The following is a 14,205-nucleotide window of genomic DNA, read 5'->3' on the forward strand; positions in this document are numbered from 1 at the left end:
AATTGATTATTACAAGTCAAACTTCAGACCGAAATTATATCTCGCCTGATAGAATTCTGCTTGTTTAGTATGCGCTTCTACACCTTGGTAGTAACGTAATGGTTGGTTGGTTAAGTTGTTGGCTTCGGCAAAAATGCGAAGGTGCGACGTAATTTTATAAGAAGCATTTGCATCTAAGAAAAATTGTTTGTCATAATAACTGTCTTTATAAGACTCTGAACCTAATTCATCTAAATAATCAGAAGTAAAATTGGTTGAAATTCTGGCAGAAAAACGTTTGTTTTCCCAAGACAATGATCCGTTAAACATGTGCGGCGTTGTGCCCGGAAGACTAATGTCGTTTCTTTCGTTTCCGTCTTCATCGGCAATTCCTTTTGCTTTAGATTTTGTGTACGTATAGTTCAGATAAATACCAAAACCTTTCAAAAATTTCCCTGGCAAGAAATCTAACTGACGTTGAAAAGCAACTTCAAAACCGTAAACATCAACGACATCTCCGTTTCTTGATTGTACAAACGACCAGTTTTCGCCAACCGGAATGGGGTTTGCCTGATTAGGAAAATCTGCAGCAAATTTTGCATCCGTATATTGATTGTCACTGTAATTGTAAATGAAATCATTTAATCTTTTGTAGAAAACACCTCCGGAAATTAATCCAACAGATTTGAAATAATTCTCGGCCATGAAATCATAATTGTAGGAGTACGTTGCATCAAGATCCGGATTTCCTGCTGTGATTTCTTTATCTGCAGCAATATTGTTTACATAAGGCGCAAGTGCATAATAGTTTGGTCTTGCCAAAGCAGTAGTTGCTGCAGCTCTTAAAACTAAATCTTTAGTTGCATTATATTGAAACGAAATACTTGGTAAAACGTTTGTATAAGCATTTGTCGTATTGATTTTGCTTTCTAATTCTTCCTCATCTAAAACGCGATTTCCGGTATAATCGATGTGGGTATTCTCTACACGGAAACCTAAAACCATCGAAAGTTTATCATTAAAATCCTGATCCCACCTTACATAAGCCGCATAAATGTTTTCTTTAGCATTATAATTTACCGCTAAAAATTCTGCAGGATCTGCTTCTTTATCAAATAATGCTGGATTATTCAAATCAAGACTTCCTAAGAAACTTGCCGAAGCAAAAGTTCCCGGAACATATTTACTTCCCGGATTGAAGTTTTTTCCGTCATAAACACTGGTTGGAATTTCAGATAATAAATCCATTCCGCCGTTAATTGGTTCGTAAGAATAGAAAACATTATTTCTTTCTTTTTCCTTCATTCTCAAACGAAGTCCGGTTCTGATTCTTCCTTTTTCAGCAGCAATAATCGAGAACGGAAAACGAATGTTTACCTTCGCACCAAATTCACTTTCGCTAGTTTCATCTGTGTTTTCTGTAACCGAATTAAATTCGAATTGATCGACAGCTTCTCCGCTTGGTGTAACCAAAGGAAATCTCAAATCAGATAAATCCTGAAACATTTCCAATCCTGTCTGACGGTATTCGATATAACGTTCTCCCGGACGATATTCCCTGGCTTTTGCGTAATTGGCAGACCAGTCTAAATCTAATTTTGAATTGATTAAATGCTCTCCGCGAAGAGAATAATTTTGAACTCTTTGATCTTCTAATCTTCTGTTTTTGTTTCTGCTGCTGTCAACTCCGCCTTTTGTCTGGCGTTTTACACGACCTTCAAAACCAGTAATAGTTTCACCATCGTAAATGGCTTCAATATCATCATAAGTTGTTCTAAAACGGTTTTCTCTGTCGTCTCTCCAGTTATAAATTGCATTGGCAAAAATGGTGTTATTTTCGTCAAATTTATAATCCAAAGCAACAGAACCGCTGCGGCGAATACGCTGAACATCATATTTTCTAATTTCAGAAGCCTGAACAAATTCATTTCCAAAATCATCTTTTACCCATTCATTCTCCACATCATCAGAACCATAATTTACATTGTTGTAAGATCCGCTAAAAACAGCTCCTAATTTATTGTCAAAAAAACGATTTCCGTACACCAAACCTGCTGTATAAGTGGCATGTTCACGAATTGGCATAAAACCTCCCGCAAGCGTTGCCGAGATTCTTTCGCCGTTTGGAGTTGCTCTTGTAACTAAATTTACAGAACCTCCAATAGCATCTGCATCCATATCTGAAGTCAGCGTTTTATTTACTTCGATAGTCGAAATCATATCAGACGGAATCAAATCCATTTGAACATTTCTGTTATCTCCTTCTGCAGATGGAATTCGGTCTCCATTTAAAGTTACCGAGTTCAACGACGGAGCCAAACCTCTGATAATAATATTACGCGCTTCACCCTGATCGTTTTGCATCGTGATACCTGGAACACGCTTTAAGGCGTCACCAACATTGGCATCCGGAAAACGACCCACCTGATCTGATGAAATTACGTTTCCAATGTTTTTGCTGTTTTTTTGTTGATTTAATGCTTTGGCCTGACCTTTTAAAATGTCTCCAACAACAACCTCATTCAACTCAGTTCCCGAAGTTTTAAGCGCAAAATCAAGAACGTTATTTTTGCCTTGTTCTACAGTAATTTCGTGTGTTATTGGCGTATATCCAATATATTTTACCGTAACCTGATATGTTCCAATATTGATATTAAGCAATTCAAATCGGCCATTGTAATCTGAAACCGTGTATTTGTTGTCACCAACAATTTGAATCATGGCTCCTGGCAAAGGTAATTTGTCATCGGCGTCTAATACCTTTCCGGATATTATGGCCTTTTGAGCATAACCTGATAAGGTTAATAAAAAGAATGTTACTACTAAATAAAAATTTTTCATTGTGTTTGGTTTGTTTTGCTGCGAAACTAGAACCTTTGTATTACTAAAACCATTGGAAAAAATTAATATAATGTTATGATTAATCCTTCAAAACAGAATCTTATTAATCTTTAAATAACATCTAAACTTCAAATAATTGATTTACAACTAAAAACAAATCAACTATTTACATGAGAATTAAATTTTTGGCGTTAAATTTGCCTTATCAATCAATCAAAAATCATCAATCATGTTAAAACAATTTTTTATTCTTTGTTCGGGAGCCGACAGAGATGTACTCGAAGGCTGTTCAGAAGGCGAACAAACCAAATATGTTGGTATTGGCGCCACCGTTTTTTTTACCGCAGTTATGGCTTTTCTTGCCAGTGCTTATGCACTTTTTACTGTTTTTGACTCTCTTTATCCGGCTTTAATTTTTGGGTTTGTATGGAGTTTACTAATTTTTAATTTAGACCGGTTTATTGTTTCGACAATTAAAAAAAGAGATCGTTTTATGGATGAATTCCTGCAGGCGACTCCCAGAATTATATTGGCGATTATTATTGCAATTGTAATTTCTAAGCCTTTGGAGATTAAAATTTTCGAAAAAGAAATCAATACCGTTTTATTGAAAGAAAAAAACGAAATGGAATTGGCCAATAAAAAACAAGTTGGCAATTATTTCAAATCTGATTTGGATAAAAATAAAGCTGAAATTGCTTCTTTAAAAGCTGATATTCTAACTAAAGAGAAAGAAGTAAACGCACTTTATTCAACTTATATTACCGAAGCCGAAGGAACTACAGGAACAAAAAAACTGGGTAAAGGTCCGGTTTATAAGGAAAAACGCGAGAAGCACGACGCATCTTTAAAAGAATTGGCAGCATTAAAAACAACAAACGAAGCTAAAATTGCCGAAAAAGAAAAAACAGGTAAACAATTGCAGGCTGATTTAGATAAAAAAGTATCGCAGACACAGCCAATCATTGAAGGTTTTGATGGTTTAATGGCGCGTATTAATGCGTTGAATAAATTGCCGTGGCTGCCGTCATTTTTTATTATGCTGTTGTTTTTGGCAATTGAAACTTCTCCGATTATAGCCAAATTACTGGCTCCAAAAGGCGAATTTGATTTTAAACAAGAGGAAGCCGAAACCGCAATGAAAGCAACTTTGGCACAAAATAAATACCAGCGTGAATTGTTAGTAAAAACCAGCGCCGAAATGCACGACAGAGTGTATGCTGATATTGCCGGAGATAAAAATCTCTACGATCTGCAACGTAAAAAAGCAACGGAATTATTAGAATTACAAGCGCATAATTTTGTAGAAAAACAAAAAGCGACGTTTTAGCTTAACCGCAAAGTTCGCAAGGATTTACCCTAAGAGCGCAAAAGCATAAAAAAACCATCAGTCAAACTGATGGTTTTTTCTTTTTATAAACTTTGCGAACCTTGCGTAAATCCTTGCGAACTTTGCGGTTATAAAATTTTACATATAGCTCAATATCTCTTTTTTGAACGCATCATATTCACCTTGCATGATTAATCCGTTGTCCAATAGTTTTTTATAATTCTGTAATTTGTCAAAAAGTTCTTCTTTTGATAATTCACTTAATTTACGATCTCCGGTTGGTGCCTGAGGCTGAATTGGTTCGTAAGTTTCCGTGTAAGAAGGTGTTGTTGCCGGCATAATTTCGGCATAATTGGTTACTTCTTCCGTTTCTATTTCTTCAATTGCGTCTTCAATTTCCGGTTCTGCAACAGGTTCAGGTTGAGCAGCTTCTATTGTTGGAGCAGAGATAACAACAGGATTTTTAAGTAAATCTAATTGTTCTTTTGCGTAAGTATATATTTTTCTGGCCTGAATTTTAGGAATATAATCAATTGAAATCGACAAGTCTGTATTCGTGTTGAATGAAAATTCAGAACCCAAAATATTTTCTTTTACAAAAGCCGCCGCGACATTATCCCAGGTATAATCTGTAAAATCCATTGAAAGACCCAGATTTTTAGGTTGGCAAATGATAATTCGTTTGTTTGTTAATACAATACTATCAGGAAAAACAGTAATTGCCGGTTTTTTTTGAACCGCAATATATCCAATTTCTTCACCTTTCATCAATAAATCATTGAGTTTTGAAGTGATTTTTTCAATCGCTTTTGGATCTTGTTCTTCGTTTAGAAATTTTTTAAATTGTTCTTTCATGGGTGATAAAATTGCTAAGGTTTGTTGTCTTACGCTGCAAATGTAATGCCTAATTTTCTAATTCAATAATTTCATTCTGAATTTTCTTTGTCAAACTTTTGAAAACCAATTCATACGAATGATCAATAAGTTCTTTTACAAAAGCTGTTGGTAAATTTCCGTTTAAAGCAATTGTATTCCAATGTACTTTACTCATATGAAAACCCGGTTTTATCTCGTCATATTCAGCACGTAATTCCTGAGCACGTTCAGGATCACATTTCAAATTGACTGCCTGCTCGTTTTTCTCCCATTGTGAAAGGGAAGATAAAGCAAATATTTTTCCGCCAACTTTAAAAACCAAAGTATCTTCATCAAAAGGAAAATGTTCTGTTGTGCCTTTTCTCGAAAGGCAATATTCGTAAAAAGTTTCTAAATTCATGTTCTGTTTATTTACCAATTTCACCTAAATGAGTGTATTTAAAACCTTGTTCATATTTCAGTCCATAACCAAACATTCGATCCATTGCCGAATGCGAAAATAAGATTAGACCAACAAGCTGCAATGATTCTAATTTTAGATAACAGCCTGTTAAATAAATTAAAACAGCAATTCCTCTGTGATGAAATATATTATACATAAAAGCTCCGGTTTTATTATTAAAAGTGTAACCCAGCATCGAAAAATCGGGTGCGAGAATCAAAACCAAAAACCACCACCATTGATAATTAAGGAGACTAAATAAATAGATTCCGAGAATAAATAAACCAACTTCTTCTAATTTAATAACTGTTTTCATAGTTTTTTTTCCATCATTTTTTCAGGATGTTCTAAAGGTTTAAAACCAAATTTCTCGTATAAAAAATGCGCATCTGTTGTTGCCAAACGCCAAATTTTAATGTCTTTTAAAAGCGGTTCCTTCATCATATTTTCAATTAAAATCGACGAATAACCTTTACCGCGATGCTCTTCTGTTATAAAAACATCCATAACGTAACCAAAAACTACATAATCTGTAATGACACGTGCAAAACCAATTTGATTGTCATCTAAATAAATCCCAAAACAAACCGAAGCATCAATTGTAGTCTGCACTTCCTCAATAGTCCGGCCGGCAGCCCAATAAATATCTTTTAAAAAATTTTGTATAAACGGAACATTCAGTTTGGTTTTATCGGTCGAAACGGTAATCTTATTCATGATTTTCGGAAGCATTATTATATTCAAAAATACTTATATAATATTTAGTTTTGCTACAAATTTCACAAAGCTTTGCGGACTTCGATTGTGCAAACACAACTTAAATCTTAGTGAACTCTGCGAGAAATCTTTGTGTTCTCTGCGTTAAAAAACAATGATGGGAGGTTAAAAAAATAATGTTTCTCTACATCATCTAGCATGATGTAATACTTATTTGTTTTATTGAAACGCATTTAAACACATAGTTTATTTCATTACATTTTGATTTTAGAATCAATTTTTTCAATCGGTTTACTAATAAATTCAGGTGCATCAAAACGGTAGCCAAAATACAATAATCCGTAGACTTTACCATTTGTAATTACCGTTGTTTTATCCTCATTATACGAACTGTCGTCGAAGTTTAAACTTGCGCCACAAAGTATGCGATTACAATTATAACCTATTTTAATTCCGCCTTCAATGTTCCGGGTAAAGTATGTATTCTTTTCAATAGTTTCAACTTCTGAATCAACACTTTTATCATGTAAAAATTTCACACCAATCGAAGGCGACAAATGTGGAGCAATATAAAAATTTTTATGAATAATAAAGTTGTAATAATATCCCGCGGCTAATCTAACATCGAATTCTTTTTGTTTCCCGTTAAGATTGTCGAATTTCGAAAGAATTCTGTTATAACTATAAATCAGCGATGGAATAAAACTTCCGGCACTCTTTTTTTGCCATTCGGTGAACGAAGTGATACTTTTAAGAGAGAATTTTGGATTAAAAAGATACGATGTCGACATTTCGTATTGCACTGTTTTAAAATCTGGAAACTTAAGATAAGCATCTTTTCCTTCCACCCAATTTGGATCAAATTCAGACATATTGGCGACATAATATCCTCTCGTTTTACTAAACGAAGCCGTTTGAAGCCATCTTCCTAAAAAGAAACGGAAGTTATAATCAGAAAAAGAAGATTTTCCTTTTAGATCTTCATCTTTATTTCCGCCAAAAAACTTCGGATAAAAACCATAACTGAAGCCGATAAATTTATAATCGATACTTAAAAAAAGTTTGTAACTATTATTGGTTTCAAGATCCAGATTTGGACCATTTTTATTGGTCAGTAAATAAGCATCATTTTGAGTGCTTACATTTGCGCGAACCATTATTTTATCCGGATAATAAATAAAATTGACGGTATCTTTTTCTGATTTATTCTGACTAAATAATTTGGCAGGGCTGAAAACAAAAATCAGAAATACGCATGTAAAAATGGTATTCTGGTTCATTCGATTTAAACTTTGTTTCGTGGCCGTTTTCAATGCAGCTAATTAAGCATTAGTAATTATAAAGCTACTAATTTAAAATTAATTATCAGCAATTTATCCAAAGTTTGCGATCGAATACAAAACAGGTTTACTCGGACTTGCATCGTTTTCGAAAGAAGCGATTTGTAAGTTTAACAGATAATCTCCATCTTCAATTTCATTCGGTACAAAAATCATTTCTGTAATTGTAGCTTCAAAACGTGCATCTTTTTTTAAATTGTGTGTATCTTTTACGTTCCAAAAAGCTTTGTGTGCCAATAATTTTCCTTCGTCATGTTCTTTGTCCACACTTGGCAAATCGATTAATAAATGCTGAATTTCGCTTTCGCGGATGAAAATCGCTGCTTCTTCAGACAAATACGGCGGATTTGTATTCGAGTATTTTCTTGACTTTTTATCCTTTTGGTTTGGAAGTGTTCGAATTATTAAAGCCTCGTTTGTCCCACTGAGCGGAGTCGAATTGCTCATTGCTTTCTCAACTTGACTTTTAGTAATTATCAAGTCTTCTCCAACTTTTTCAGGTTCAATTGTAATCAGTTTTGCAAAAAAGAAAAACTGTTTTAAAGATTGGTTAATGCTATAAAAATCATTCGTAATATGCCCCAGACATTCCGTATGCGTGCCATGCCCATGCGGATTAAAGAAAATATTATTGAAATTAGTTGATGATTTTCCTTCGGAAACTTTTCCAATCCAATCTCCAAAAACAACGGGTTCAATAACCGGTTTTTCGATATACCAGGCAATTGGGTTTTCGTCTGTATTGGTTAATGAGATTGAAATATCAATTGGTTTTGATAGGTCGATTTCGAAGTTGTTGATTTTTGCTAACACAAATTTGGTTTTTATGCCGCAAAGACGCTAAGTCACAAAGTTCAAATAATTTGTGCCTTAGTGCCTTCGAGGCTAATTTTATTCTTCCAAATTTAAGTAAAAGAGATCACTTGCAATTCCATCCGTTAAAAATTTTCCTTTTGCAGTTGGTTTTAGAATATTATTTTCGATGAAAAGCAAATCATCGCTTAAAAATTTCTGAGCTTGTTTTTGCAGATAATCCAGATATTCCAAACCAAATTCCTTTTCAATTCTTTCTAACGAAACGCCCCAAATAGTTCGTAATCCCGTCATAATATATTCGTTATAGCGATCAGATTTCGATAGAATTTCGGTTTCGATTGGTAAAATATTATCCTGAATTGATTTTAGATAAAGTGAATTATTGGCAATATTCCAGCCTCTTTTTTCACCATCATAACTATGTGCCGAAGGACCAATGCCGATATATTTTTTGCCCAGCCAATATGCGGAGTTGTTTTTTGAGAAGTAGTTTTCTTTTCCAAAATTCGATAATTCGTAGTGAATAAACCCATTTTTTTGAAGTGTTTCGACCAAAATCATAAAGTGATTTGAAGCTACTTCGTCTTGCGGTTCAGCAATTTTTCCGGTATCAATTAGTTTTTTTAAAGCCGTTTTTGGTTCAACAGTCAAAGCATAACTCGAAATATGCGGAATACCAAAACTCAAAGCCGTTTCAATATTCTGTTTCCACATTTCGTCGCTCATTCCGGGAATTCCGTAAATTAAATCAAGCGAAATATTATCAAAATATTTAGTAGCTTCTTTTAAACAATTTATGGCTTCCGCCGAATTATGCGCGCGATTCATCATTTTTAAGTCCTCTTCATAAAAAGACTGAATTCCGATGCTTAAGCGGTTTATCGGACTTTTTGATAATTCTAAAATTCGTTCTGAAGACAAATCATCAGGATTAGCTTCCAGCGTAATTTCGGGATTTTCGACAACATTATAGTTTTTGTAAACTTCAGCAATTAAAAAGTTGATTTCTTCATTACTCAAAACAGATGGCGTTCCACCGCCAAAGTAAATGGTTTCTACAATTTCATTCGAAAACTCATTTTTACGAATAGAAATTTCCTTGGCTAAAGCCAAAACCATTTCGTCTTTCTTTTTCATCGAAGTTGAAAAATGAAAATCGCAATAATGGCAAGCCTGTTTGCAAAAAGGAATATGAATATAGATACCTGACATTTTTAATTAGATAATTAGTCAATTTGATAATGAGATAATGTAATGTTGAATGTTTAAATTATACAATTAGTTATTCTCAATTTAAGAATTATCTAATTTTCTAATTGACACATTTTCTCATTTACGAATTTTGTCTTCATTCTGTTTCACAAAAGAATCCCAACCCGAATAACTTTTCCCTGCAACAATTTTTCCCGAATTAAAAAAGTGACAAACCGCTGCCGCCAAACCATCAGTTGAATCGAGGTTTTTAGGTAATTCTTTTAAGCCTAAAAGTTGTTGGAGCATTTTGGCAACTTGTTCTTTACTGGCGTTTCCGTTTCCGGTAATCGCCATTTTTATCTTTTTAGGTTCGTATTCAGTAATTGGAATATCTCTTGAAAGTCCCGCTGCCATTGCCACGCCTTGTGCGCGTCCAAGTTTAAGCATCGATTGTACGTTTTTACCAAAGAAAGGAGCCTCAATGGCAATTTCGTCCGGATGATGCGTCTCGATTAATTCGATGGTACGCTCAAAAATGATTTTTAATTTCTGATAATGATTATCGTATTTGGACAATTGCAACTCATTAAGCTGTAAAAATTCCATTTTTTTATTGATTACTTTAATCAATCCAAAACCCATGATCGTAGTTCCCGGGTCGATACCTAATATGATGCGTTCTTTTGTCATTTTTGTTACAGGTTACACAGAGATTCACTAAGTAAGCACAGAGATTCACAAAGTTTGTTTTTAATCTCTCTGTGCAACTTTGCGGCTGCTTTGCGAATCTTTGTGAAATAGCTTTTTCGCAATAGTTTCCTTTACTTTGCAGCATGATTTCAATTCCTCACAAAGCTAAGCAATTCCTTGTTCTTCTAGTCAAACTTTTGATCGTAGGAGGTGCATTTTACTTTATTTATAATCAGTTGGCGAATAACGACAAACTCGACTGGCAAAAATTCATTACACTGTTTCGTAAAAATCAGTCGGTTTTAGGAATTGGATTTATATTGCTTTTGAGTGTTTTAAATCGATATTTTGAAATTTTAAAATGGCAGAATCTCGTCAAAGTCATTCATGAAATTTCATTAGGCGAAGCAACAAAACAAGTTCTCGCGGCACTTACAGCCGGAATTTTTACGCCAAACGGGGTAGGAGAGTATGCCGGAAAAGCATTGTATTACCCAAAGTCTGAAGCAAAAAGAGTAGTTTTCCTGAACTTAATCTGCAACGGAATCCAGATGATTTTAACGGTTTTATTTGGAACAATTGGCTTGTTATTTCTCGGATATTGGAAATGGGTTTTGGGAATAATCGCAATATCTTTTTTCTTTATTTTATTTTCTGTACTCTTTAAAAAGATTAAAATAAAAGGATATTCCATTGAAAAACTGATTCATAAAATCAATGAAATCCCAAAACCAATCCACCAAAAAAATATCTTTTTAGGCATATTGCGTTATTTGGTTTTCTCGCATCAATATTATTTTTTGTTTTTGGCTTTTGATGTCGATTTGCCTTATTTTACTTTGATTGCAACCATTGCTGTTGTTTATTTTTTGGCTTCATCATTGCCTACTTTTCAATTTTTGGACTTTGCTGTAAAAGGGAGCGTCGCGGTTTATTTCTTCGGAATTTTAAACGTAAACGAATGGATCGTCGTTTTTATAAGTACATTGATGTGGTTCTTAAACGTGGTTTTGCCCGTTGTTTTAGGAAGTTATTATGTGTTGAATTTCAAAACTTCTCAAACGACCCAAATAAATGATTAATGAAAATAGAGCAACCGCATTTATTTGATTAGAGATTGCATAGTCCCTACGGGACAAATTTTCAAGGTGTCAAACTATGTTACCAATATATAATCTCTACGAGATACTCCGTTAGGAGTTAAATATTGGTAGAAAATAGAAGAGAAACGCCCTTTAGAATGTCCCATAGGGACTACATTTGTTGATAAAATAATTTTAAGCCAAAGTTATGACAGCCCTTATTCTAAATATAATTCTAGTTATTTATGTATCTGGCATTTCTTTGCTTATTTATGGTTTTACACGAATAAAAATATATCAGAAAACAGATTTTAAACCGAAAACCAGTTTTACAATTATAGTTCCATTTAGGAATGAAGAGGAGAATTTACCTAAACTTTTAGACAGCTTGGCAAAACTAAATTATCCAAATAATTTATTTGAAGTCATTTTGGTGGATGATAGCTCTAAAGAAAAGTTTCAGGTTTCAGGTTTCAAGTTTCAGGTTAGCTTAATTGACAACATAAGAATTTCAAATTCACCTAAAAAAGATGCCATTTCAACGGCCATGCAACACGTAAAAACCAATTGGGTTATTACGACCGATGCCGATTGTATTGTGCCTCAAAATTGGCTTTTAACGTTTGATAATTACATTCAGGAAAACAATGTTTCCATGTTGGCGGGAGCGGTTTCTTATCAATGTGAAAATTCATTTCTGCATCATTTTCAGCAATTGGATTTAACCAGTTTACAAGGAGCCACAATTGGAAGTTTCGGAATAAAAAAAGCATTTATGTGTAACGGAGCCAATCTTGCTTACACAAAATCATTGTTCGAAAAACTGAACGGCTTTAGTGGAAATAATAAAATTGCAAGCGGCGATGATGTTTTTTTACTGCAGAAAGCCGCAGATTTATTTTCTGATGAAGTTCATTATTTAAAAGCTAAAGAAGCGATTGTTTTAACCAAACCAACTGAGAACTGGAAATCCCTGTTTCATCAAAGAGTGCGCTGGGCAGCAAAAACAAGTTCCTATCAAAGCACTTTCGGGAAATTTTTAGGATTAATCGTTTTCTTTGGAAATCTAAGTTTTGTTATTGGATTTGTATTCTTGATTTTCGGAATCTGGTCCTGGCAAGTTTTAGTTTTATTTGTTTTGCCTAAATTTATTATAGACTTTGTTTTGCTTTACCTGACAAACCAGTTCTTAACAAATACAAGATTGCGCTATTTATTTTTGAGTAGTTTATTCTACCCTTTTTTCAGCACGTGCGTAGCTTTATATAGTTTGTTTGGTTCTTACGAATGGAAAGATCGACGATTTGTGAAATAAAACTATTTTTTTTCTTCTTTCGCCTTAATAATTATAGGTAAAATCAATTGTGTTTTTACCGGAACTCCACGTTTTATAGCAGGATTTACTTTTGGGAAATCAACTAAACGAGCCTGTAAAATACTATCAATTTTAATTGTATCATATGCTACCGAATCTTTAGAAAACTGAGGTTCAAATTTCATTGAAGAGTTAGGAAATATAGTTACTTTCACCTCAATTGTGTCAAGTTCAGGATATAGAATGGAAAGCGTATCAATATCTAATTTTTCCTGAATTAGCTGTGCCATTACTTCAAAAAAACATTGTTGGCGCAGTTTTTTGTCGCCTATTTTTTCACAATCAACAACCGACGGGAATTCGTCAACTTCTTTCCAATTGATAGATTTTAGTTCTTTTTGAAGTAATTCTTTTTCAGACGGAATCTGCTTCTCAAAGTATTGACAAGAACTAATAAATAGTAGGATTATAAAAAATGGGAACTGCTTCAAGATTATGATATTGTATTGAACTAATTATATTTATAAAAATACGATTATTTTTTTTGGTTAGCTTTATAATCTAGATATTCTTCATAGCTTTCAGAAAGCCATTTTTCTTTATTTTGTTCTGCAACTTCTTTTTGGTCAGGATACAATTTTGCCAACCGATCAGAAAAAGTAGCAATTTGAACAGTATAAGTATAGAATTCTGTTTTATTTAAAACTAAGTCGGGATTGTTTTTGCGCGAAAAATATTCAAAAAAAAGTGCATCAAATTCCTTCATAGAGAAATTTAAAACCTTTTTCTTATTACTTTTATATATGCTGTCCTGAAGTAATTGATCATCAACAGACAGCTTTTTGCTTTGCGCACTTACATTATTATTGATCATAAAGATCAAGGTGCACATAAAAAATAATTTAAAAATACTGTACATTGTCTAATTTTTCTGACGGTTTACAGGCAAATTTACAAAAAAATAAATGGATTTACTATTGTTAATACTCGGTTTTGTATGCGTAATTGTTGGTGTTTTTGGCAGTTTTCTACCTTTTTTGCCAGGACTTTCGAGCTGTTGGGTTGGTTTATTATTATTGTACCTTACAAAAGCTGTCGAAAATAATTATTGGATGTTAGGAATAACACTTTTAATTACAATAATAATTACAGTTTTAGATTATGTTATTCCCGCGCGCGGCACAAAAAAGTTTGGCGGAAGTTCCTATGGAGTTTGGGGAACAAACATTGGATTAATTGTTGGAATCATTGCTCCTATACCATTTGGAGTTATAATCGGGCCTTTTGTAGGCGCTTTTGTTGGAGAAATGATATACGATTCTAAAAATCACAGTCGTGCAATAAAAGCGGCAACAGGTTCGTTGCTGGGTTTTTTGGCTTCAAGCTTCATTAATTTCCTTTTTTGTATTATTTTTCTTGGCATTTTTTTAAATATAGTTTGGCAAAACAGATTTTTATTGTTTTAATCATCGAATTTATGTTAATATTTTTCCTATATTTTTAATATTTTTTAAAAAATAACTTTTTTTTAATTTATATTTTTTATTTCTTTTTGATTACGAAAGGGTTATGTTCATTGAGAC

15 protein-coding genes are annotated in these 14,205 nt (G+C 33.4%); 4 read left to right on the top strand and 11 right to left on the bottom strand.

Translation table 11 applies throughout. The features are described 5' to 3' along the window. Nucleotides 1-9: 9 nt before the first annotated feature. Nucleotides 10-2,820 carry a TonB-dependent receptor gene (locus SD960_RS07190; RefSeq protein WP_318801832.1) on the bottom strand — a complete coding sequence of 937 codons (2,811 nt, stop codon included), beginning with the start codon at nt 2,818-2,820 and terminating at the stop codon, nt 10-12. Nucleotides 2,821-3,049: 229 nt separating this feature from the next. Here SD960_RS07190 and SD960_RS07195 point away from each other — a divergent pair, with 229 nt between their 5' ends. Beyond that, nucleotides 3,050-4,150 carry a DUF4407 domain-containing protein gene (locus tag SD960_RS07195; RefSeq protein ID WP_318801833.1) on the top strand — a complete coding sequence of 367 codons (1,101 nt, stop codon included), beginning with the start codon at nt 3,050-3,052 and terminating at the stop codon, nt 4,148-4,150. 138 nt (nt 4,151-4,288) lie between these two features. Here SD960_RS07195 and SD960_RS07200 read toward each other — a convergent pair whose 3' ends face one another. The 8 genes from SD960_RS07200 to ruvC all read right to left on the bottom strand — a co-directional run bounded on the left by SD960_RS07200 (nt 4,289) and on the right by ruvC (nt 10,225). Continuing rightward, the gene (locus SD960_RS07200; RefSeq protein WP_318801834.1) at nt 4,289-5,005 is read right to left on the bottom strand and encodes a PH domain-containing protein; all 717 of its coding nucleotides are present in this window, start codon (nt 5,003-5,005) and stop codon (nt 4,289-4,291) included. A gap of 49 nt (nt 5,006-5,054) precedes the next feature. Next, nucleotides 5,055-5,426, bottom strand: coding sequence for an MmcQ/YjbR family DNA-binding protein (locus SD960_RS07205; RefSeq protein WP_318801835.1), 372 nt, complete (start codon nt 5,424-5,426; stop codon nt 5,055-5,057). A 7-nt stretch (nt 5,427-5,433) separates the two neighbouring features. Beyond that, entirely contained in the window at nt 5,434-5,784 is a 351-nt protein-coding gene (locus tag SD960_RS07210) for a DUF4260 domain-containing protein (protein WP_318801836.1), read from the bottom strand. Then, a complete protein-coding gene (locus tag SD960_RS07215) occupies nt 5,781-6,185 on the bottom strand; it encodes a GNAT family N-acetyltransferase (protein ID WP_318801837.1) in 405 nt (134 codons plus the stop codon). Before SD960_RS07215 ends, SD960_RS07210 begins: the two co-directional genes overlap by 4 nt. 254 nt (nt 6,186-6,439) lie before the next feature. After that, nucleotides 6,440-7,465 (bottom strand): DUF4421 family protein, encoded by a 1,026-nt coding sequence (locus tag SD960_RS07220; protein WP_318801838.1) that lies wholly within the window; start codon nt 7,463-7,465, stop codon nt 6,440-6,442. Nucleotides 7,466-7,558: 93 nt separating this feature from the next. Next, nucleotides 7,559-8,338 (bottom strand): cyclase family protein, encoded by a 780-nt coding sequence (locus tag SD960_RS07225; RefSeq protein ID WP_318801839.1) that lies wholly within the window; start codon nt 8,336-8,338, stop codon nt 7,559-7,561. Between the two features lie 78 nt (nt 8,339-8,416). Then, complete coding sequence (gene hemW, locus SD960_RS07230; RefSeq protein ID WP_318801841.1) at nt 8,417-9,553, bottom strand: radical SAM family heme chaperone HemW; 1,137 nt, start codon at nt 9,551-9,553, stop codon at nt 8,417-8,419. A gap of 117 nt (nt 9,554-9,670) precedes the next feature. Beyond that, nucleotides 9,671-10,225, bottom strand: a complete 555-nt coding sequence (gene ruvC / locus SD960_RS07235) for a crossover junction endodeoxyribonuclease RuvC (RefSeq protein WP_318801842.1) — start codon at nt 10,223-10,225, stop codon at nt 9,671-9,673. A 143-nt stretch (nt 10,226-10,368) separates the two neighbouring features. Between ruvC and SD960_RS07240 the strand changes: the two genes are divergently transcribed. Both SD960_RS07240 and SD960_RS07245 read left to right on the top strand, forming a co-directional pair. Continuing rightward, complete coding sequence (locus SD960_RS07240) at nt 10,369-11,307, top strand: hypothetical protein (RefSeq protein ID WP_318801844.1); 939 nt, start codon at nt 10,369-10,371, stop codon at nt 11,305-11,307. 208 nt (nt 11,308-11,515) lie between these two features. After that, nucleotides 11,516-12,622: a glycosyltransferase family 2 protein gene (locus SD960_RS07245; protein ID WP_318801845.1), complete on the top strand. Its 1,107-nt coding sequence runs from the start codon at nt 11,516-11,518 to the stop codon at nt 12,620-12,622. 2 nt (nt 12,623-12,624) lie between these two features. Here SD960_RS07245 and SD960_RS07250 read toward each other — a convergent pair whose 3' ends face one another. Both SD960_RS07250 and SD960_RS07255 read right to left on the bottom strand, forming a co-directional pair. Then, nucleotides 12,625-13,113: a hypothetical protein gene (locus tag SD960_RS07250; RefSeq protein ID WP_318801847.1), complete on the bottom strand. Its 489-nt coding sequence runs from the start codon at nt 13,111-13,113 to the stop codon at nt 12,625-12,627. 44 nt (nt 13,114-13,157) lie between these two features. After that, nucleotides 13,158-13,514, bottom strand: a complete 357-nt coding sequence (locus tag SD960_RS07255) for a hypothetical protein (RefSeq protein ID WP_318801848.1) — start codon at nt 13,512-13,514, stop codon at nt 13,158-13,160. 73 nt (nt 13,515-13,587) lie between these two features. Between SD960_RS07255 and SD960_RS07260 the strand changes: the two genes are divergently transcribed. Further along, nucleotides 13,588-14,088, top strand: a complete 501-nt coding sequence (locus SD960_RS07260; protein ID WP_318801850.1) for a DUF456 domain-containing protein — start codon at nt 13,588-13,590, stop codon at nt 14,086-14,088. The last annotated feature ends 117 nt before the right edge of the window (nt 14,089-14,205 follow it).

Source organism: Flavobacterium sp. MMLR14_040 (assembly GCF_033657265.1).
Lineage (GTDB): Bacteria > Bacteroidota > Bacteroidia > Flavobacteriales > Flavobacteriaceae > Flavobacterium.

What these genes read in the sequence shown, in the direction of transcription:
- SD960_RS07260 (WP_318801850.1), top strand. Translation starts at nt 13,588, where the DNA reads ATGGATTTACTATTGTTAATACTCGGTTTTGTATGCGTAATTGTTGGT.
- SD960_RS07220 (WP_318801838.1), bottom strand. Translation starts at nt 7,465, where the DNA reads ATGAACCAGAATACCATTTTTACATGCGTATTTCTGATTTTTGTTTTC.
- SD960_RS07245 (WP_318801845.1), top strand. Translation starts at nt 11,516, where the DNA reads ATGACAGCCCTTATTCTAAATATAATTCTAGTTATTTATGTATCTGGC.
- ruvC (WP_318801842.1), bottom strand. Translation starts at nt 10,225, where the DNA reads ATGACAAAAGAACGCATCATATTAGGTATCGACCCGGGAACTACGATC.
- SD960_RS07200 (WP_318801834.1), bottom strand. Translation starts at nt 5,005, where the DNA reads ATGAAAGAACAATTTAAAAAATTTCTAAACGAAGAACAAGATCCAAAA.
- SD960_RS07210 (WP_318801836.1), bottom strand. Translation starts at nt 5,784, where the DNA reads ATGAAAACAGTTATTAAATTAGAAGAAGTTGGTTTATTTATTCTCGGA.
- SD960_RS07190 (WP_318801832.1), bottom strand. Translation starts at nt 2,820, where the DNA reads ATGAAAAATTTTTATTTAGTAGTAACATTCTTTTTATTAACCTTATCA.
- SD960_RS07215 (WP_318801837.1), bottom strand. Translation starts at nt 6,185, where the DNA reads ATGAATAAGATTACCGTTTCGACCGATAAAACCAAACTGAATGTTCCG.
- SD960_RS07240 (WP_318801844.1), top strand. Translation starts at nt 10,369, where the DNA reads ATGATTTCAATTCCTCACAAAGCTAAGCAATTCCTTGTTCTTCTAGTC.
- SD960_RS07205 (WP_318801835.1), bottom strand. Translation starts at nt 5,426, where the DNA reads ATGAATTTAGAAACTTTTTACGAATATTGCCTTTCGAGAAAAGGCACA.
- SD960_RS07195 (WP_318801833.1), top strand. Translation starts at nt 3,050, where the DNA reads ATGTTAAAACAATTTTTTATTCTTTGTTCGGGAGCCGACAGAGATGTA.
- hemW (WP_318801841.1), bottom strand. Translation starts at nt 9,553, where the DNA reads ATGTCAGGTATCTATATTCATATTCCTTTTTGCAAACAGGCTTGCCAT.
- SD960_RS07255 (WP_318801848.1), bottom strand. Translation starts at nt 13,514, where the DNA reads ATGTGCACCTTGATCTTTATGATCAATAATAATGTAAGTGCGCAAAGC.